The following is a 17476-nucleotide window of genomic DNA, read 5'->3' as shown; positions in this document are numbered from 1 at the left end:
CAGAAGTGAAACGTTGTAGCGCCGATGGTAGTGTGGGGTCTCCCCATGTGAGAGTAGGGAACTGCCAGGCATTAAATAAGACGAGAAAGCCAACCCAATGGGTTGGCTTTTTTGCGTTTGGGGTTTTTTAACTCATACATTAATCGCTAATTAATTGAATTTAATCGTGACTATATAGAAAAAAGACTAAAGGTATGAGTCGCATATTTTATTTAGAGTATTAATAAGATAATTGCTAAATAATACCTTGTCCCCAACGAGAAAATTGCTCAATACCCATCCGGTTTAATATATAACGAAACCAAACACTGTAATTTTGTGCGTTCTCTTCAATATCTTGATAAAGAGAATCGAGAGAGATCCAGCGATAATTCATTACTTACTGTTGTTATATTATCCGCAGTAAAATAGCTACTCTTCATGTTGTTAAATTTATTTATGGCACTTCATTAGTAAATTATCTTTTATAAGCATCAATATCACTTAATTTGATGCCTAGTATTCTGTTTTTTTATTTATCGTTATCTCAGACGGATGTTATTAGAAGTAAATAATGAAGATATAAAAAACACACTCTTTATATTGAGTGCATTCTTTATTTAGGTTTAGATATTTTTTAATGAATATGTTATTGAGGTTCTTGTTCTTCAGAACTCAATAAATCGTAATTCAAGAGATTTTTATTACCATCAATGACCATTATTGGTGATATGGATTGATAACAATCATTTAATGGCGAGTAGCATTTATTGGGAGAAGTATGTTCTATGCCAAGCCAACTACTTAATAACCAATAATTATTTGCGGTTGAATAAGGCTTGCTCAAAACCTCATTACTCATTATTGGTTTTATTGTAGAGGGGCTATACCAAATGAACAAAGGAATATCGTAAGCTTCTTTTCGTGGTGTATTTACACCATGATGATAACGAACCTCTCTATTCTTATCGATGCGCTGTAAAGCATGATCTGCAAAGTATAGAATAGATGAGGGTTTATCTTTTACTTTTTCAATAATGTTATTAATTAACTTATCTGTATAAGCGATAGAGCTGTCATAACAATTATCATCTTCTTGTTGTGTGAATTTTTTTAAATCTTGATTTGGAAATCGGTTACAAGCAGGTTCATGGCTACCATAAGTATGCAAAATAATAAATTTTTTCTGTGTAGATGGTTCATTAAGTGCTTTATCCAAATAAGGAAGTAGCTCTTCATCATAGCCAATAAAATCATTCCACTTTTTATTCTGTGCCATATTAGCAATGACCGAGATTACACTTGTCTTTTGATTCCCTTTCCCTTGATTACTTAACCAATAAGTTTTAAATCCAGCATGATTAGCGAGGGAAACAATATTATCAGCGTAATGATTTTTATCCTGTAATTGCTCTAATCCTATATTTGATAGAGAAATTGGTACAGAAAGAATGGTTACAGGGGCAGGAGAGTAAACATTCTCAAAAAGAATTAGATTATTTTTTTCTTTCATTAAATTTGGAGTTGTATCATGAGGATAACCATAAATACCTAAATGGTCACGTCGAACAGATTCTCCAATAATAAGAATATAAATCTCTGTATTATCATCCTTTTTACTATATTGATAATTAACTTTTTGAGAAGCAATTCTTTTTATTTGACGATTTTCATGAAACGTTCTAACTAGTGCTGCTGCATTATAAAAAGGTGTATTTAAAAGAGTATATTCAGAGACTAATTTAGTATTGTTATCATTTCTTAATGCTAAGTTTTTATATATAGGAATAATCGCTATTAATATAATAATCGCAATAACACTATTTATCGTAGTTTTTAAATGAGAAAATCGAGCGCTTTTATGGATAAGAAAATAATAAATAGAGAAGCTACAGATATAAAATAATACGTAATATTTATTATAAGAAAGCATACCAACAGTCTCACTGCCGTTAGTATTTATAAACGTTTCTGCGATAGACGAGGAAAATGCAATATCGTGTTCACGATAGAAAAATAGAGAAATAGACAGATTTAAAGACCATAGTGCACTAATTATAAATGTTACTATTTTTCCTAGAATTGAACGATAAATTCCACTACACATCAGCATAAGTAGCCAACCGATGAGAACAATATAAAGCTTTTGTTCTATGTACAACGTTGAGCCACCAAGTATTGCTGGTGTTATAGATAAAAGAAATAAAAGTATGTAATAAGTTAGTCGAGACATAATCTATTTAAAACTGTCACCTCTTCTTATGTAGAACAAAAAGTTAACCATTTACCTTTTGACAATACAAGGCTTGTTTGACTGAAATGTGTCTGAATTTAGTATTATTACGACTTTTCTAACTTTTTTGTATTATTAATAAAGTTATACAGTGAATAAATAATAATAAATTTTCTTTGTAATGTATTGATTTTATTTTGTTTTTTATTTCCATTTGTGAAAAAGAGTTAATAAACAGCAAGCTATTAAAATAAACGTATAGATATGTATTTAAAAATTAGATTTATTCTAAATAAGTAAAGGGGGATAAATATGATCGGAATGTATATCAATAAAATAAAAGTGCCCTTCTTTTTTATAAAAGAATGAGCACTTTTGTCGTAAATTGTTAGTGGTTTTTATGACTTTTAGTGATCTTTACCTTGTTCAATTCCTAAGCCAATTTGAGAGCGAATAAATTGTGCTTGAAACTTCGCTTTTTCTTGCTCACCTAAAGATGATTTATCTGTAATTGAAAAAATCCATGAAACAACAAATGCTATTATCATTGAAAATAATGCTGGATACTCATAAGGATAGATAGGTTTTTCGTGACCTAAAATACTGACCCAAATTGTTGGCCCTAAGATCATTAATGTTACGGCTATTAATAAACCAGACCATCCCCCAGCTACAGCGCCACGTGTTGTTAGCCCTTTCCAATACATTGATAGCAAAATGATTGGGAAGTTACAGCTTGCGGCTATTGAGAAAGCGAGTCCTACCATAAAGGCAATGTTTTGTTTCTCAAATAGAATACCTAAACCAATAGCGACTATCCCCAATATCACAACAGTTACTTTAGATACATTAAGTTCTTTACGTTCATCAGCATGGCCATTTTTAATGACGTTAGCATAAAGGTCATGAGAAACAGCTGATGCACCGGCTAAAGTCAACCCTGCAACAACAGCTAATATAGTGGCAAAAGCAACCGCAGAGATAAAACCTAGGAAGAAATTACCCCCAACAGCATCAGCAAGATGAACTGCCGCCATGTTTGTGCCACCAATTAAAGCGCCAGTGGCATCCTTGAACACAGGATTAGGGCTAACGAGTAGGATAGCGCCGAAACCAATGATAAAAGTAAGAATATAGAAATAGCCGATAAAACCTGTCGCATAGAAGACACTCTTACGGGCTTCTTTGGCATCACTAACCGTAAAGAAGCGCATGATGATATGAGGAAGTCCTGCTGTACCAAACATTAATGCAAGACCTAAAGAAAGTGCAGAAATAGGATCAGAAACTAAGCCTCCTGGGCTCATAATTGAGGCTCCTTTTGAATGCACATTTACAGCTTCTTTAAATAAGGTATTGAAATTAAAATCTACCGCTTTCATGACCATAACAGCCATAAAACTTGCACCAGCGAGTAATAAAATAGCTTTGATGATTTGTACCCATGTCGTTGCTAACATGCCGCCAAATAACACATACAGCACCATGAGAATACCGACGAGCACCACAGCAATATGATAGTTTAAGCCGAAAAGTAGCTCGATTAGTTTTCCAGCCCCGACCATTTGTGCAATCAGATAAAGAGCCACCACAACTAAAGAGCCTATAGCAGAGAGTGTTCTAATAGGCTTAGGGCTTAATCGATAAGAGACGACATCAGCAAAGGTATAACGTCCTAAATTACGTAAACGTTCAGCAATAATAAAAAGAATAATCGGCCAGCCGATGAGGAATCCTATTGAATAAATCAGACCATCGTAACCAGAGGTATAAACGAGTGCGGAAATCCCTAAAAAGGATGCTGCTGACATAAAATCGCCTGCAATAGCCATCCCATTTTGAAATCCTGTTATTTTTCCTCCAGCCGTATAATAGTCTGAACGTGAACGAGTACGTTTAGAGGCCCAATAAGTGATATAAAGCGTTAAACCGACAAATATCAGAAACATAATAATAGCCTGAATATTCATCGGTTGTTTCTCACCACCTTCCGTTATTGCAGCCGCATAAACAACGGTTGAAGAGAGGAGAAATAGGCTTATTGTGTAGAATAATTTGCTCATTTTTCTACCTCTTCAATAATCTCGCTTGTTAGTTTGTCATACTCTGTATTGGCTTTTACAACGTAAATACCAGTTAATAAAAATGAAGTAATAATTAATCCAATACCAATAGGAATACCTCGTGTAATGTAGCTTCCCTCATACAAGGGAGTGCCGAGCCATTGTGGATAGAAGGCAATAAGTAAGATAAATGAAACATACATAACGAGTGTAATAATTGAAAGTGTCCATGAAAAACGACTACGTTTTTTAACCAGTTCTTTAAAGCGAGGGTTATTTTCTATCTCTTGATAAATATTGGCATTCATCAGAGTTCTCCTCTATATAATTGTTTGGTTGATCACTTTATTTAGAGGCTTAAATCCCCCGCATTCCATGATTTTCAGGTAAGAGAGCCTAGCAAAGGCATTTTCATGCCTTTGCAGTGTCGTATCACGTTTTTAAATGACAGTTATATTGTTGTATGTTAAGCGGTAAGTGATAGAGACTGTTTTTCTTCTAACAGTTTCTCTACAACACCTGGATCGGCGAGTGTTGAGATATCTCCGAGGTTAGTTGTGTCACCAGAGGCAATTTTACGCAAGATACGTCGCATAATTTTCCCCGAGCGCGTTTTGGGTAAAGAATCTGTCCAGTGAAGAATATCAGGTGTTGCTATTGGCCCTATTTCTTTACGTACCCAGTTACGGACTTCTGTATAAAGCTCAGGTGTTGGCTCTTCACCATGATTTAACGTGACATAAGCATAAATAGCTTGCCCTTTAATATTATGAGGAATACCCACTACTGCTGCTTCAGCAATCTTAGGGTGAGCAACAAGGGCAGATTCTATTTCTGCTGTTCCTAATCGGTGGCCTGAAATATTCAGGACATCATCAACACGTCCTGTTATCCAATAGTCACCATCTTCATCACGGCGAGCACCATCACCAGAAAAATACATTCCTTTAAAGGTTGAAAAATACGTCTGCTCAAAGCGATCATGATCACCAAAAAGCGTTCTTGCTTGACCAGGCCAAGAATCAACAATCACCAAGTTACCTTCACAAGCACCTTGTTGTATTTCTCCCATATTATCGACAATGGCGGGCTGAACACCAAAGAAAGGTCGTGTTGCAGAACCTGGTTTTAAGTCCATGGCACCAGGTAATGGGGTTATCATGAAACCACCAGTTTCTGTTTGCCACCATGTATCAACAATCGGGCATTGGCTTCGGCCCATTTTCTGATAGAACCATTCCCAAGCTTCTGGGTTAATAGGTTCACCTACAGAGCCAAGAATGCGTAGAGAAGTGCGTTGAGTTCCTTCAATCGCTTTATCGCCTTCAGCCATTAATGCACGAATTGCGGTAGGAGCTGTGTAAAGAATATTGATTTGGTGCTTATCAACGATTTGAGCCATACGGTTAACTGCTGGGTAATTAGGTACACCTTCGAACATGACTGTTGTTGCGCCATTTGAAAGCGGGCCGTACAGTAAGTAGCTATGGCCTGTTACCCAACCCACGTCAGCAGTACACCAATAAATATCACCTTCATGATAATCAAAGGTGTATTTAAACGTCATTGAAGCATAAACAAGATAGCCTCCGGTAGTATGTAACACACCTTTAGGTTTACCTGTTGAACCCGATGTATACAGAATAAAGAGTGGATCTTCTGCATCTATAGCTTCGATATCACACTCAGTACTTACACCTTGAATAATCTCATCCCACCAAATATCACGACCTTCAATCCATTGTTCGGTATTTCCTGTTCGGCGAAGTACAACAACATGATTAATCGGCGGAATATCGGCATGATTTAATGCATCATCGACATTTTTCTTTAGAGGAATAGCACGACCTGCGCGCAAGCCTTCATCAGCAGTGATAACTAATTTGGCTTTTGAATCAATAATACGACCAGCAACGGCTTCTGGTGAGAAACCACCAAAAATAACAGAGTGGATTGCACCAATACGAGTACAAGCGAGCATAGCAACTGCTGCTTCAGGTACCATCGGCATATAAATCGCCACAACATCGCCTTTTTTAATTCCTAGATTTTTTAATACATTAGCGAATTGGCAAACATCTTGGTGGAGTTGTCGGTAAGTGATTTTTTTCGACTCATTAGGTGAGTCACCTTCCCAAATAATTGCAGTTTGATCACCCCGTGTTTTAAGGTGGCGGTCAAGGCAATTTTGGCTGATGTTTAGCTGTCCATCTTCAAACCAGCGAATGCGTACATGGCCTGGATCAAATGAAGTGTTTTTTACCACAGTATATGGTTTTATCCAGTCAACAATTTTCCCTTTATCTGCCCAAAAGGCCTCAGGATTTTTGATAGATAATTCATAGTCTTTTTGGTATTGCTCTTTATTAATCAGGGCGTGTTCTGCAACGGTTGCAGGAATATGATGTTGGTTTATTTTTGTCATAATAGTTCTCCTCACTATTGTTAATACTATGTCAAAAAGTCGTTAACAAAAGAGGGGGAATAAAAATTGTTTCTTTTTTGCGCAGAAGATCACGAATTAATGGAAATGCTTTTCATGGAATGTTCAATTAGTGCTAAAGCAAGGTGTGCATTATTTAGCTTTATTTATCTTGTTTAATAGAATTATTATTTAATAAAAGGCTTTTAAATTAAAATAATATACTGTGAAAATTAATTAACGAGTGCTGAATAAAAAAACCACAAAAATAATATGGATATGATAATGATTTTCATTAACGTTTTTTTCACTATAATGAAATGAAAAGATAAATCACATGATGTGATCCAAGATAAAACAGCACTGGAGATTAATATGAGCTATACATTACCTGCACTGCCTTATGCTTACGATGCATTAGAACCTCATTTTGATGAGCGCACAATGGAAATTCACCATACAAAGCATCATCAAACTTATGTGAATAATACCAATACTGCATTAGAAAAATTACCTGAACTTGCTGGTTTAGATATTGATGAACTAGTTAAAAATCTTCATAAAGTACCCGCTGATCAACGTACATTCTTATGTAATAATGCAGGTGGCCACTCAAATCACTCTTTATTTTGGAAAGGTTTAAAATTAGGAACCCAATTACAAGGCTCACTAAAAGAGGCGATTGAACGCGATTTTGGTAGTGTTGATGCTTTTAAAGAGTTATTTGAAAAAGCAGCGGCTAGTCGTTTTGGCTCTGGCTGGGCATGGCTGGTATTAAAAGACGACGGTAAGTTAGCCGTTGTTTCTACAGCCAACCAAGATAGCCCATTAATGGGTGAAGAGTTAGCGGGTGCATCTGGCTATCCAATTGTTGGGTTAGATGTGTGGGAACATGCTTATTACTTGAAATATCAAAACCGACGCCCTGATTATATCAAAGCGTTCTGGTCAGTTGTGAACTGGGATGAAGCGCAAAAACGTTTTCAGAGCAAAGCATAATTGAATTGATAATTTCTTTTCTATTTTCAATGCCGACAATTGTCGGCATTGTTTATTTTGAACACTCTCTTTACTATGGGTCATTGTTTTCTGTTTAGGTAGTGAGCCATGCGTTATTTTCCTAGTGTTTTTATCGGCAACATCACAACAACGTCTAATGGATTTACCAGTGCGATCACCAAAAGGCTGGTGGATGGTCATATCAAACTCACTTCTCTGGGATTAGAAGGAGATGAGCAAGCAGAAAAGAGCTTTCACGGTGGCCCTGATCGCGCACTTTGTCACTATCCTAAAGAACACTATCTTTATTGGGCTGAGCAATTCCCACAATTGATGGATTTTCTTCATGCTCCTGCATTTGGTGAAAATATCTCAACAACAGGTATGACTGAAGAAAATGTTTTTATTGGTGATATTTACCAATGGGGAAATGCTTTTATCCAAGTTACACAACCTCGCTCTCCTTGCTACAAACTTAATACAGTGACAGAAGTCAGTAACTTTTCGCAAATTATGCAAGATAGTGGTTATTGTGGTTGGTTATATCGTGTTGTGAGTACAGGAGAAACAGGTAGCCATCATCCTCTAGTCTTGGTTTCAAGAAACAGTGATATCTCTGTTAAAGAAGCGATTTCAATTGCTTTTCATATGCCTTTTGATGAAGAACTTTATCGTCGTCTATTAGGTGCAGCAGGATTATCTGCGAGTTGGAGCAAAACTATGCAGTTAAGACTGCAAAATCAAACTATTGAGAGTTTTAATCGGCGCTTGTTTAAAGAATAAATAGTTAATTTTCTCTTTACTAAAAAAAACACCTCTCTAAAAATAGGCGAGGTGTTTTTTATGTATTAACAGAAAATTACGGATGAGCAATAAACCCGATTGCGTCATAAACCTTGTCTAAGGTTGCTTGAGCGCGAGCTTTAGCTTTGTCTGCACCTTCTTTCATGATTTTATTAAGTAGAGCATCATCATTACGGAATGTGTTAAATCGTTCTTGAATGTTGGCTAGCATTTCAGAGACAGCATCTGCGACAGCACCTTTTAGATGACCGTACATTTGGCCTTCAAATTCAGCTTCTAATTCAGGAATCGTTTTACCTGTTACACCTGCTAAAATATCTAGTAAGTTAGATACACCCGCTTTGTTTTCAAGGTCGTAAATAACACGAGGTGGCTCTTCTGAGTCAGTCATTGCCCGTTTGATTTTTTTAGCTGCCGCTTTTGGATCTTCAAGCAATGCGATAACGTTATTACGGTTATCATCAGATTTAGACATTTTTTTAGTTGGATCTTGTAATGCCATAACACGCGCACCACCTTTTGGAATAAAAGGATCTGGTACAGTGAAGATATCGCCATAAATAGCGTTAAAACGCTGAGCAATATCACGGCTTAATTCAAGATGTTGTTTTTGGTCAATACCAACAGGAACTTGATTTGTTTGATAAATAAGAATATCTGCTGCCATTAATACAGGATAATCAAATAATCCAGCGTTAATATTTTCAGCATGACGTGCTGATTTATCTTTAAATTGAGTCATACGGCTCAATTCACCAAAATAGGTGTAACAATTGAGTGCCCAGCTTAATTGAGCATGTTGTGGAACATGTGACTGAACAAAAATGGTGCTTTTTTCTGGATCAATACCACAAGCAAGATAGAGCGCCAGCGTATCTAGCGTTCGTTTTCTTAATTCTTTTGGATCTTGACGAACTGTAATGGCGTGTTGGTCAACGATACAGTAAATGCAGTCATAATCATCTTGCATTTGTACCCATTGACGTAATGCACCCATATAGTTTCCGATAGTTAACTCACCAGAAGGCTGTGCACCACTGAATACAATTGGTTTTTTTGCCGTTTTTTCTACTGAAGTCGTCATGTTAGTTCTATTCCACAGTTGTCATTGGCGTGATGTCGAGGATTGAGAGCAAATCAGCAAAATTATCAAGTGTATAATCAGGTTTGCTATCTGCGATAGATACGCCGTAGTTATAGCCATAGGTCAAACCTACGCAAGGGCATTGTGCCTCTTGTGCTGCAATAATATCGTTGCGAGAATCCCCAACAAAAAGGAGTTCTTCCTTTTTAACACCAAATGTACCCATTGTTAAATATAATGGTGCTGGATGCGGTTTTTTTTCTTTAACATCGTCTCCTCCTAGCACCAAGGAAAAATACTTATCAATTTTCAGTTGCTGCAATAGTGGAGCTATAAATGGTGATGGTTTATTGGTGACGATACCTAATGGAATATTATGTGAAGCTAATACTTCAAGCGTTTCTTTAACGTGTGGGAATAAATCACTACCTGTTTTGACAGAAGTTGCATAATGTTCATCAAAAAGATCACGCATTTCTTTTAATAAGGTTTCTGTGACATCCTCAACGCCAGCATTATGTAAAGCACGCGTAAGCAACATATCAACGCCATTACCCACCCAAATAGTGACATTATGTTTTCCAGCAGGAGGAAAGCCTTTTGCTTTTAATGCGTAATCTGTTGCTTCTGTAAGCCCTACTGCGCTGTCAGTGAGTGTGCCATCAAGATCAAAGGCGATAGCACGGATACCTTTGAGTTTTTTATCTATCATTACGATACCTTTTTTAATTCACGGCGCATATTGTCGATAACATGTTTATAGTCAGGCTGATTGAAAATAGCCGAGCCAGCAACAAACATATCTGCACCCGCTTGGGCAATTTCAGCAATATTATCGACTTTAACACCGCCATCAATTTCTAAACGAATGTCATAACCACCATCATCAATCATCTTACGAACTTGGCGTAATTTATCGAGAGTGTTAGGAATAAATGATTGGCCACCAAAACCTGGGTTAACAGACATCAGCAGGATAAGATCTAATTTATCCATAACATAGTCGAGATAGTTTAATGGGGTTGCTGGATTAAGCACTAAGCCTGCTTTACACCCACAGTCTTTGATTAATTGAATGGTACGGTCAACGTGGTCACTGGCTTCTGCATGAAATGAAATATAGGTTGCGCCTGCTTGTGCAAAATCAGGGATGATGCGATCAACTGGCTTTACCATTAAGTGAACATCAATAGGTGCAGTAATTCCATAGTTACGTAAGGCTTTACATATCGGTGCACCAAACGTTAGATTTGGAACATAATGGTTATCCATGACATCAAAGTGGACAACGTCAGCACCCGCAGCAAGTACTTTTTCAGTATCTTCACCAAGGCGTGCAAAATCAGCAGATAAAATAGAAGGGGCAATCAGAAAATCTTTCATCGCATTCTCCTGACAACACTCCCATTGTCGGGAGGTGTTAACGATTATTTATATAAGGCAAGTAATTCGTTCACTTTGCTACGACCGAGTGTGTTGCTACTGATTGTTCTTCTGACTTTCACACTGTGTAGCTCTTTTGCGTCTATATACCACTCTTTTGTTAACGCAGTTTCATGATTTGATATTAACACGGGTATCTGTCTCTCGTAAGCCAGCATCGAGGCAAGTTGAGCCAGATGTTCCTGCTCTTGAAAACTAAAGCTATTTGTATGGTATGACGTGAAATTTGCAGTGGGTGATAATGGCGCATAAGGAGGATCACAATAAATGACGGCACCTTTTTCTGCATTTGTCATGGTTGATGAATAGCTTTGGCAAACAAATTCAGCTTTTTGCGCTTTTTCAGAAAACCAAATTAACTCTGTTTCAGGGAAATAAGGTTTTTTGTAACGGCCAAAAGGGACGTTATATTCACCTTTAGAATTATAACGACATAAACCATTGTAGCAATGACGGTTAAGATAGAGAAATAAGACACTACGTTGATAAGGATCAGTTGAGCGATTAAACTCTTGTCGTAGTTGATAAAATTCCTCTGCGATATTCATTTGAGGGGTAAATAATAAGCGAGCATCCTTCATGAATTTTTCAGGATGTTGCTTTACCGTATTATAGAGATGAATTAGATCACTATTTATGTCAGCAAGAATATATGAATCGTATTCTGTATTTAAAAAAACAGAACCAGCACCCATAAAAGGTTCAATTAAACAGTTACCCTCAGGTAGATGACGTTTAATATCATCTACCAAAGGATACTTACCACCAGCCCATTTTAGGAATGCGCGCTTTTTTTTCATGCCGTCCAAATTTCTCAATCGTTTCAGAGTCGCCGATTGTACTCTGTTTCAGACAGCATATCAGCGGTGAACCTCGTCTTAATTATTTTTTTAGATCCTGATGAACATGTTTCATCGGTCTAACCCAAGGTTGTTTCGCTTGTACCGGTGCAGGTAATGAAGAAACAGCCTGTTTAGCTTCGCTTATATTACGATAGTTACCATAGATGAGTACATACCAAGGGTTACCATTACGCTGAGTTTTATAGATAGCGTAGTTTCCATTGAGGTTCTTTTTAGCGAAAGCTTCTAAGGTATCTTGGCGACTTGCGCCACTTAATTGCAATGTATAATTTGAAGCTGGAATAGAACTTAAATTGCCAGCAGATAATGAGCCTGAAACAACCGGTTTAGCGGCTGGTTTAGATTGTGTTGTTGCTGGTGGTGTTACCGGCTTTGTTGGCGGTGTTTTTACTTCAGCAGGTTTTTGTACAGGTTGCACTGGCTTGGTTGCTGGTGGTTGTATAGCAGGCTGTACTGGTTTTGTTTGTTGTGAATTTAATTGCTGCTGTTGGCTTGTTGCTTGGTTTATACCCGCTTGTTGTTGATTTAAAGAATCAACAATATCACCGGGGATCTCAACACGTTGACCTTGTGAATCAATCATCGGTGGTAAATTTTGTGAAGGGGGTGTCACAGATTGAATTTCTTGCCCAGAAATAGCTTGAGGTGTTGATGGCTGCCCATTTTCTGTAGGTGTAACGGATGACGGTTGTTGAGACAGATCGATATTTCTTTCTGTTCCAGTTGGTGACGTAGGTTCAGTTGTTTCTGGTGATTTTAATGCAGAACTGATTGCAATAATTAACAGAATAAGTACTAGGACACCCACACCAATCATCATCTGTTGACGGGATACAGAGAAGCGTGCATTTTTTAATGGGTTGTTACGAGGTCGGTTGGTTCGACGTTCAGGTCTATCCGATGTATCAGGTTTGAGTGAATTATCACCCTTAGTTTCATTATCAGGTTTGAACTCGTCCATTATGCCCTCCGTCAGAGCGTCAAAAAGCGAAAAATATTCTATTCAGCCTTAGCCATTACCTCATAGTATAAGGATGAAACGCTTTTTCTGAAACGTTGCATTTGACAATATTAACCAGAATTATCCTTAAGTAGGCATTCTGGTTTGCTTCTAGCCAGGTAATGGGGTGCTTAATTTGCATTAATGCAAGATGTTATCGCTTTGTGGACTTGTTCGCGAGAAATATCCGCACGTAATTCAGATTGACCGATGCCTTTTGGTAAAACGAGGTGTAATTTGCCACCAGAGACCTTTTTATCTCTCATCATATGAGGTAAATAGTCATCAGGTGTCATTTCTACAGGGCCATTGACGGGGAGATTTGCTTTCTCAAGTAATTGAATAACACGTTGTGTTTCTTCTTCAGTAAATTGACCGAGTGCTTGAGAGGTTCTTGCCGCCATTACCATACCTGCTGCAACCGCTTCACCATGCAACCAAACACCATATCCCATATGAGCTTCAATAGCGTGCCCATAAGTATGGCCTAGATTGAGTAATGCACGTAAGCCACTGGTTTCTTTTTCATCTGCGGCGACAACTTCAGCTTTTAGCTCACAACAACGACGGATACAAAAAGCCATAGCTTTAGGGTCAAGCGCCAAAAGTTTATCAATATTATTTTCAAGCCAGATAAAGAAGTCTTTATCTAAAATGATGCCATATTTAATAACTTCAGCTAAACCAGATGAAAGCTCACGAGGTGGTAATGTGGCAAGGCAATCGAGATCAATAATGACAGAAGCTGGTTGGTAAAATGCACCAATCATATTCTTACCAAGAGGGTGATTAACTGCTGTTTTTCCGCCAACGGATGAGTCAACTTGTGATAACAACGTGGTAGGAACTTGAATAAAGCGAACACCTCGTTGGTAACTTGCTGCCGCAAAACCGGTTAGATCACCAATAACACCGCCGCCTAATGCGATAAGTGTCGTGTCTCGATTGTGATTTTTTTCTAATAATGCAGTAAAGACATTGTTCATGATTTCAAGCGATTTATATTGTTCGCCATCAGGTAAAATCACGCTATCAACCAAAACACCTTGTTTTTTCAAGGTGTTTGTTACCTTTTCTAAATAGAGAGGAGCAAGCGTTACATTCGTAACTATCATCACTTGCTGCCCTGATTTTAATGGTAAAAAAGTATCAGGTTGATGAAAAAGGCCAGAAGCAATGGTAATGGGATAGCTTCTTTCACCTAATGTGACAGTGATTTTTTCCATAACAGTGGCCTTCTTCTTATTGTCTTTACTTAACCTTATAAATAGCTGAATTTATTAGTTTTGTTCTAATAATTCAATTATTTGATTGGCTACAATTTTTGCACTCTGATCATCAGTATGAATTGTGATGTCAGCAATCTCTTCATAAAGAGGATTACGTTCTTCAGCTAATGTCTCTAAGACATCACGCACAGGTTCAACACCTTGCAATAAAGGACGTTTTTTATCACGTTGGGTACGAGCGAGTTGTTTTTCAATGTTTGTTTCTAAATAAACAACCACACCACGAGCAGATAGTCTGTTACGGGTTTCTCGCGATTTCACCGAACCACCACCTGTAGCAAGTACAATGCCTTGCTTTTCAGTGAGTTCGTTGATTATTTTCTCTTCTCGTTGACGGAAGCCTTCTTCGCCTTCTACATCAAATACCCAACCTACATCCGCACCTGTACGCCGCTCAATTTCCTGATCGGAATCATAAAACTCCATACTAAGTTGTTGAGCTAACTGACGACCAATAGTGCTTTTGCCGGCACCCATAGGCCCAACCAGAAAGATATTACGTTTCTCTGCCATGTTTTTGGTATTACTAAGATATTCGTTAATGATAACCCGCCCCGCCAAATTCATTCAGCGACGGGACCTAAACTGAAATTTATGAGTGTTTATCTAATTCACACCTGATAACATTTGTTATCTACTCTCATAATAAGACTGAGTTCTTTCAGTAGATCGCTATAAAATAACCACATGCTGTTGCAAACAACAACATAGGATAAAAATCCCTTTGCCTACAGTACATAACAAAAACTACTAAAAAAAGTAATCATCTTTGTTGGCAACGCGAAGATTCTAACACAATTTAGTCGGAAAACTGCATCTGATAATATTGTCTTTTTCGTCATCAAGCGATCAATATTACATATAAAAAGCCCTACCTCCAAGAATAGAGGAAGTGCATAAAATGTATCCGTATTATCATTGTGATGTTTCAGGTCCACTCAAATTAGCTAACCCTTGTAAGCTAAATCGTCCTCATCGTCAAATCTATAAATACTGATTATAAGAAAAAACAATGAATAACTCTCAGTTTAACCCTAGTGATAAATAGGTAACTTTTTGTATTTTATGGTAAAAATTTTTATCATATAAAAAGTTAGATTAATTTGGGTGTAATAAAAATAACCAATTCATGGCGACTATGCTGATCTCTTTTATGGCTAAAAAGTATCCCTAATAATGGGATAGATGATAATAAAGGGATTTTTGCTGTATGCTCTTGCTGCTTTTGTTGAAATATTCCTCCTAACATAATGGTTTCTCCATCATTAATAGTGACTTCTGTACTGATCTCTTGCTTGTCGATAGAAAGGTGTTCACTACCACCTTGAACAAGGGCGATACCAGGTGTGTTTTGACTGATTTTAAGTATTAACCTTATTTTTTTATTTCTCTGAATAATCGGGGTGACTTCCATTCCTAATACAGCCTCCTTAAATTGAACTCGAGTGGCTTCATTATCTCTGCTGACATAGGGAATTTCCGTTCCTTGTTTTATTGAGGCCGTTTTCTCATGAGCTGCTGTTAGTCTTGGACTCGCAATAATTGATAGCTGCTTTTCTTGTTCTAATGCACTTAACTCAAGTTCTAATAGGCGACCATTAATTCTGGCAATATTAAAGGCAATATAGTGAAGTGGATTTTTGGTATTTTGATGAAGCGATAATGCAGACAGCGAAGGTATTGATAAAGCAGAGTTAGGATTTATTGGTGTAGTACTAGGTATTGTCGATACTGCTTCAGTATTTGTAGTTTTTAATGCTTGTAAGCCCCATTGGGTACCTAATTCATTTAACGCATCTTGACTGCTACTGACGATATGCGCAGTGATATGAACTTGTTGTTGTGGCGTATCTTTTAATTTTAGCCAATCTGCGATTTCATAAAGTGCTTTGTCATTATCGACAATTGAAAGGCTATTCGAGTCACTATCAGCAATGATCCGGCCTTGTTTACTTAATAGTGGGATCGCATAAGTGCTAAGTTGCTTCGCTAATGTTTCTGCATCAGCATAATTTAACGGATAAAGTCGATGGTGTAATGGTTCAGTTTGCTGTGTGTCTTCCCATGGTTCTTCAGCGGATATTGAAGGTATATTTTCATGATTAATAGCATCAGAAACGTCAGGGAAGAACGGATCTCTCAGGTGAGCCAAAACACAAGTTGTCATACATAACATTATAAAGAAAACCAATGTTTTCATGATATGCCACCTTGTTCTAATGAGAGTTCTTTTAGTGCCATTAGTGTGATTTGAATAGAAAGTAACTCTGTTTTTGTTGGAGTAATATCGAGCGAGATAAGCAATAATCCGGTTTGATTAAGGTGTTCGAGTAAAGTTATCAAGCGAGTATAAGGCAAAGTAAAAGTGAGCTTATATAACGAATTAGGTGAGTTTTCCCAAATTTCAGGGATGAAATGATAGGTAATAAGTAGGTGTTGTAGTTGCTCATGAGTTGATGGATTATTTAATGAAATATGATAATCAGCTTGTTGTGCAATAAGTGATTCAAGTGATGGTGCAGTCTCTAACGTCTTTTGATAATGATGAATACGAGAGAGCCTTTGGGTTGTTTCCATTTGCTGTTGAGTTATTTCTTGCTGGTAACCGCTATAAATAAAGAAGTAATAAAGTAGAAAAATAGTAAAGGGTATTGTTAAGCTCAGTAATGTTATTTGCCACATGGCGAGAGAAATCACAAATTGTAACCATTGCACATTTATCTTCATGGTACTTCCTCGACATCTTTTTTATTCCACGGTTCGCCGATTTCCCATTTTCCCGTTAAATGAACTTCGGTATAGGACGGGGAGATTTTGCTTTGTTGTAAATGATCCAACGATAGAGTGGTAAGAATGGGGTGATGTTTAAAATGGGTTATAAAAGAGAGAGATTGTGTTTTGGGTAAAATAAGATCTAAAGAGTGGCGATTATCCGTATCAGAATAATGACTTATCCATACAGCAGCAGGGAGATAAACTTCAATAGCCTGAAAAAAGCGTATGTAATGTAAATAACGTAACCAATTTTTATAATAAAGCGAATAGCGCTGAGAGCATAAGTCGGTTTGTTCTTTCTGTTGTTGATAAATATTGAGTTGTTCGAACAAACTTTTTTCTTGTTGCTGTGTTTGAGTGTGTAATGCTGAGACTGTATTTCGCTTTTGGGCTAAATGATAGGTGTAATAACCGCAAATTATTAGTGTGATAGTGATAAAAATTAATGTTTGATAAGTCCATATTACGATCCTTTTTCTAAATAAATTGTGGCGCCAAGGTAGGTAATTTACTTGATACATG

17 protein-coding genes are annotated in these 17476 nt (G+C 37.2%); 2 read left to right on the top strand and 15 right to left on the bottom strand.

Annotated elements, in window-relative coordinates; translation table 11 throughout:
• Positions 1-235: 235 nt before the first annotated feature.
• The 5 genes from ABN256_RS12475 to acs form a co-directional block, all read right to left on the bottom strand.
• Positions 236-376 carry a hypothetical protein gene (locus ABN256_RS12475; RefSeq protein ID WP_196554471.1) on the bottom strand — a complete coding sequence of 47 codons (141 nt, stop codon included), beginning with the start codon at positions 374-376 and terminating at the stop codon, positions 236-238.
• 252 nt (positions 377-628) lie between these two features.
• Positions 629-2212 carry a phosphoethanolamine transferase gene (locus ABN256_RS12470; RefSeq protein WP_197269731.1) on the bottom strand — a complete coding sequence of 528 codons (1584 nt, stop codon included), beginning with the start codon at positions 2210-2212 and terminating at the stop codon, positions 629-631.
• Between the two features lie 407 nt (positions 2213-2619).
• A complete protein-coding gene (locus ABN256_RS12465) occupies positions 2620-4275 on the bottom strand; it encodes a cation acetate symporter (protein ID WP_196554469.1) in 1656 nt (551 codons plus the stop codon).
• Positions 4272-4583, bottom strand: coding sequence for a DUF485 domain-containing protein (locus ABN256_RS12460; protein WP_072068966.1), 312 nt, complete (start codon positions 4581-4583; stop codon positions 4272-4274). Before ABN256_RS12460 ends, ABN256_RS12465 begins: the two co-directional genes overlap by 4 nt.
• A 158-nt stretch (positions 4584-4741) precedes the next feature.
• Positions 4742-6700 (bottom strand): acetate--CoA ligase, encoded by a 1959-nt coding sequence (gene acs, locus ABN256_RS12455; RefSeq protein ID WP_340894384.1) that lies wholly within the window; start codon positions 6698-6700, stop codon positions 4742-4744.
• Between the two features lie 372 nt (positions 6701-7072).
• On the opposite strand from acs, the gene sodA reads away from it, so the two are divergent.
• Positions 7073-7696, top strand: a complete 624-nt coding sequence (gene sodA, locus ABN256_RS12450; protein ID WP_349439518.1) for a superoxide dismutase [Mn] — start codon at positions 7073-7075, stop codon at positions 7694-7696.
• Positions 7697-7804: 108 nt separating this feature from the next.
• The gene (gene yiiM, locus ABN256_RS12445; RefSeq protein WP_196554466.1) at positions 7805-8479 is read left to right on the top strand and encodes a 6-hydroxyaminopurine reductase; all 675 of its coding nucleotides are present in this window, start codon (positions 7805-7807) and stop codon (positions 8477-8479) included.
• Between the two features lie 76 nt (positions 8480-8555).
• Here yiiM and trpS read toward each other — a convergent pair whose 3' ends face one another.
• The 10 genes from trpS to ABN256_RS12395 all read right to left on the bottom strand — a co-directional run bounded on the left by trpS (position 8556) and on the right by ABN256_RS12395 (position 17475).
• On the bottom strand, positions 8556-9584 hold the full coding sequence (gene trpS, locus ABN256_RS12440; protein WP_072068962.1) for a tryptophan--tRNA ligase: 1029 nt from the start codon (positions 9582-9584) through the stop codon (positions 8556-8558).
• A gap of 7 nt (positions 9585-9591) precedes the next feature.
• Entirely contained in the window at positions 9592-10296 is a 705-nt protein-coding gene (locus ABN256_RS12435; RefSeq protein ID WP_196554465.1) for a phosphoglycolate phosphatase, read from the bottom strand.
• Complete coding sequence (gene rpe, locus ABN256_RS12430) at positions 10296-10967, bottom strand: ribulose-phosphate 3-epimerase (protein ID WP_072068960.1); 672 nt, start codon at positions 10965-10967, stop codon at positions 10296-10298. Before rpe ends, ABN256_RS12435 begins: the two co-directional genes overlap by 1 nt.
• Before the next feature lie 44 nt (positions 10968-11011).
• Positions 11012-11827 (bottom strand): adenine-specific DNA-methyltransferase, encoded by an 816-nt coding sequence (dam, locus tag ABN256_RS12425; protein WP_196554464.1) that lies wholly within the window; start codon positions 11825-11827, stop codon positions 11012-11014.
• 82 nt (positions 11828-11909) lie between these two features.
• Positions 11910-12851, bottom strand: coding sequence for an SPOR domain-containing protein (locus ABN256_RS12420; RefSeq protein WP_349439517.1), 942 nt, complete (start codon positions 12849-12851; stop codon positions 11910-11912).
• A 170-nt stretch (positions 12852-13021) separates the two neighbouring features.
• Positions 13022-14116, bottom strand: coding sequence for a 3-dehydroquinate synthase (gene aroB, locus ABN256_RS12415; protein ID WP_196554462.1), 1095 nt, complete (start codon positions 14114-14116; stop codon positions 13022-13024).
• 54 nt (positions 14117-14170) lie between these two features.
• A complete protein-coding gene (gene aroK / locus ABN256_RS12410) occupies positions 14171-14692 on the bottom strand; it encodes a shikimate kinase AroK (protein WP_036914409.1) in 522 nt (173 codons plus the stop codon).
• Between the two features lie 580 nt (positions 14693-15272).
• Positions 15273-16379 carry a type IV pilus secretin PilQ gene (gene pilQ, locus ABN256_RS12405; protein WP_349439515.1) on the bottom strand — a complete coding sequence of 369 codons (1107 nt, stop codon included), beginning with the start codon at positions 16377-16379 and terminating at the stop codon, positions 15273-15275.
• Positions 16376-16906 (bottom strand): hypothetical protein, encoded by a 531-nt coding sequence (locus ABN256_RS12400; RefSeq protein ID WP_072068955.1) that lies wholly within the window; start codon positions 16904-16906, stop codon positions 16376-16378. The genes pilQ and ABN256_RS12400 overlap by 4 nt, the downstream gene beginning before the upstream one ends.
• Positions 16903-17475, bottom strand: coding sequence for a PilN family protein (locus ABN256_RS12395; RefSeq protein ID WP_340894372.1), 573 nt, complete (start codon positions 17473-17475; stop codon positions 16903-16905). Before ABN256_RS12395 ends, ABN256_RS12400 begins: the two co-directional genes overlap by 4 nt.
• Between the last annotated feature and the right edge of the window lies 1 nt (position 17476).

The organism is Proteus sp. fly-1008 (assembly GCF_040140305.1).
Taxonomy (GTDB): domain Bacteria; phylum Pseudomonadota; class Gammaproteobacteria; order Enterobacterales; family Enterobacteriaceae; genus Proteus; species Proteus vulgaris_B.
Note: the sequence above shows the minus strand (reverse complement) of the source record. Positions and strands in the feature narration are given on the sequence as shown.

Excerpts from the sequence above, each read along its gene's own strand:
- acs (WP_340894384.1), bottom strand. The coding sequence starts at position 6,700 with ATGACAAAAATAAACCAACATCATATTCCTGCAACCGTTGCAGAACAC.
- rpe (WP_072068960.1), bottom strand. The coding sequence starts at position 10,967 with ATGAAAGATTTTCTGATTGCCCCTTCTATTTTATCTGCTGATTTTGCA.
- sodA (WP_349439518.1), top strand. The coding sequence starts at position 7,073 with ATGAGCTATACATTACCTGCACTGCCTTATGCTTACGATGCATTAGAA.
- trpS (WP_072068962.1), bottom strand. The coding sequence starts at position 9,584 with ATGACGACTTCAGTAGAAAAAACGGCAAAAAAACCAATTGTATTCAGT.
- aroK (WP_036914409.1), bottom strand. The coding sequence starts at position 14,692 with ATGGCAGAGAAACGTAATATCTTTCTGGTTGGGCCTATGGGTGCCGGC.
- ABN256_RS12475 (WP_196554471.1), bottom strand. The coding sequence starts at position 376 with ATGAATTATCGCTGGATCTCTCTCGATTCTCTTTATCAAGATATTGAA.
- ABN256_RS12395 (WP_340894372.1), bottom strand. The coding sequence starts at position 17,475 with ATGTATCAAGTAAATTACCTACCTTGGCGCCACAATTTATTTAGAAAA.
- ABN256_RS12400 (WP_072068955.1), bottom strand. The coding sequence starts at position 16,906 with ATGAAGATAAATGTGCAATGGTTACAATTTGTGATTTCTCTCGCCATG.
- ABN256_RS12470 (WP_197269731.1), bottom strand. The coding sequence starts at position 2,212 with ATGTCTCGACTAACTTATTACATACTTTTATTTCTTTTATCTATAACA.
- pilQ (WP_349439515.1), bottom strand. The coding sequence starts at position 16,379 with ATGAAAACATTGGTTTTCTTTATAATGTTATGTATGACAACTTGTGTT.
- aroB (WP_196554462.1), bottom strand. The coding sequence starts at position 14,116 with ATGGAAAAAATCACTGTCACATTAGGTGAAAGAAGCTATCCCATTACC.
- ABN256_RS12460 (WP_072068966.1), bottom strand. The coding sequence starts at position 4,583 with ATGAATGCCAATATTTATCAAGAGATAGAAAATAACCCTCGCTTTAAA.
- ABN256_RS12465 (WP_196554469.1), bottom strand. The coding sequence starts at position 4,275 with ATGAGCAAATTATTCTACACAATAAGCCTATTTCTCCTCTCTTCAACC.
- dam (WP_196554464.1), bottom strand. The coding sequence starts at position 11,827 with ATGAAAAAAAAGCGCGCATTCCTAAAATGGGCTGGTGGTAAGTATCCT.
- yiiM (WP_196554466.1), top strand. The coding sequence starts at position 7,805 with ATGCGTTATTTTCCTAGTGTTTTTATCGGCAACATCACAACAACGTCT.
- ABN256_RS12435 (WP_196554465.1), bottom strand. The coding sequence starts at position 10,296 with ATGATAGATAAAAAACTCAAAGGTATCCGTGCTATCGCCTTTGATCTT.
- ABN256_RS12420 (WP_349439517.1), bottom strand. The coding sequence starts at position 12,851 with ATGGACGAGTTCAAACCTGATAATGAAACTAAGGGTGATAATTCACTC.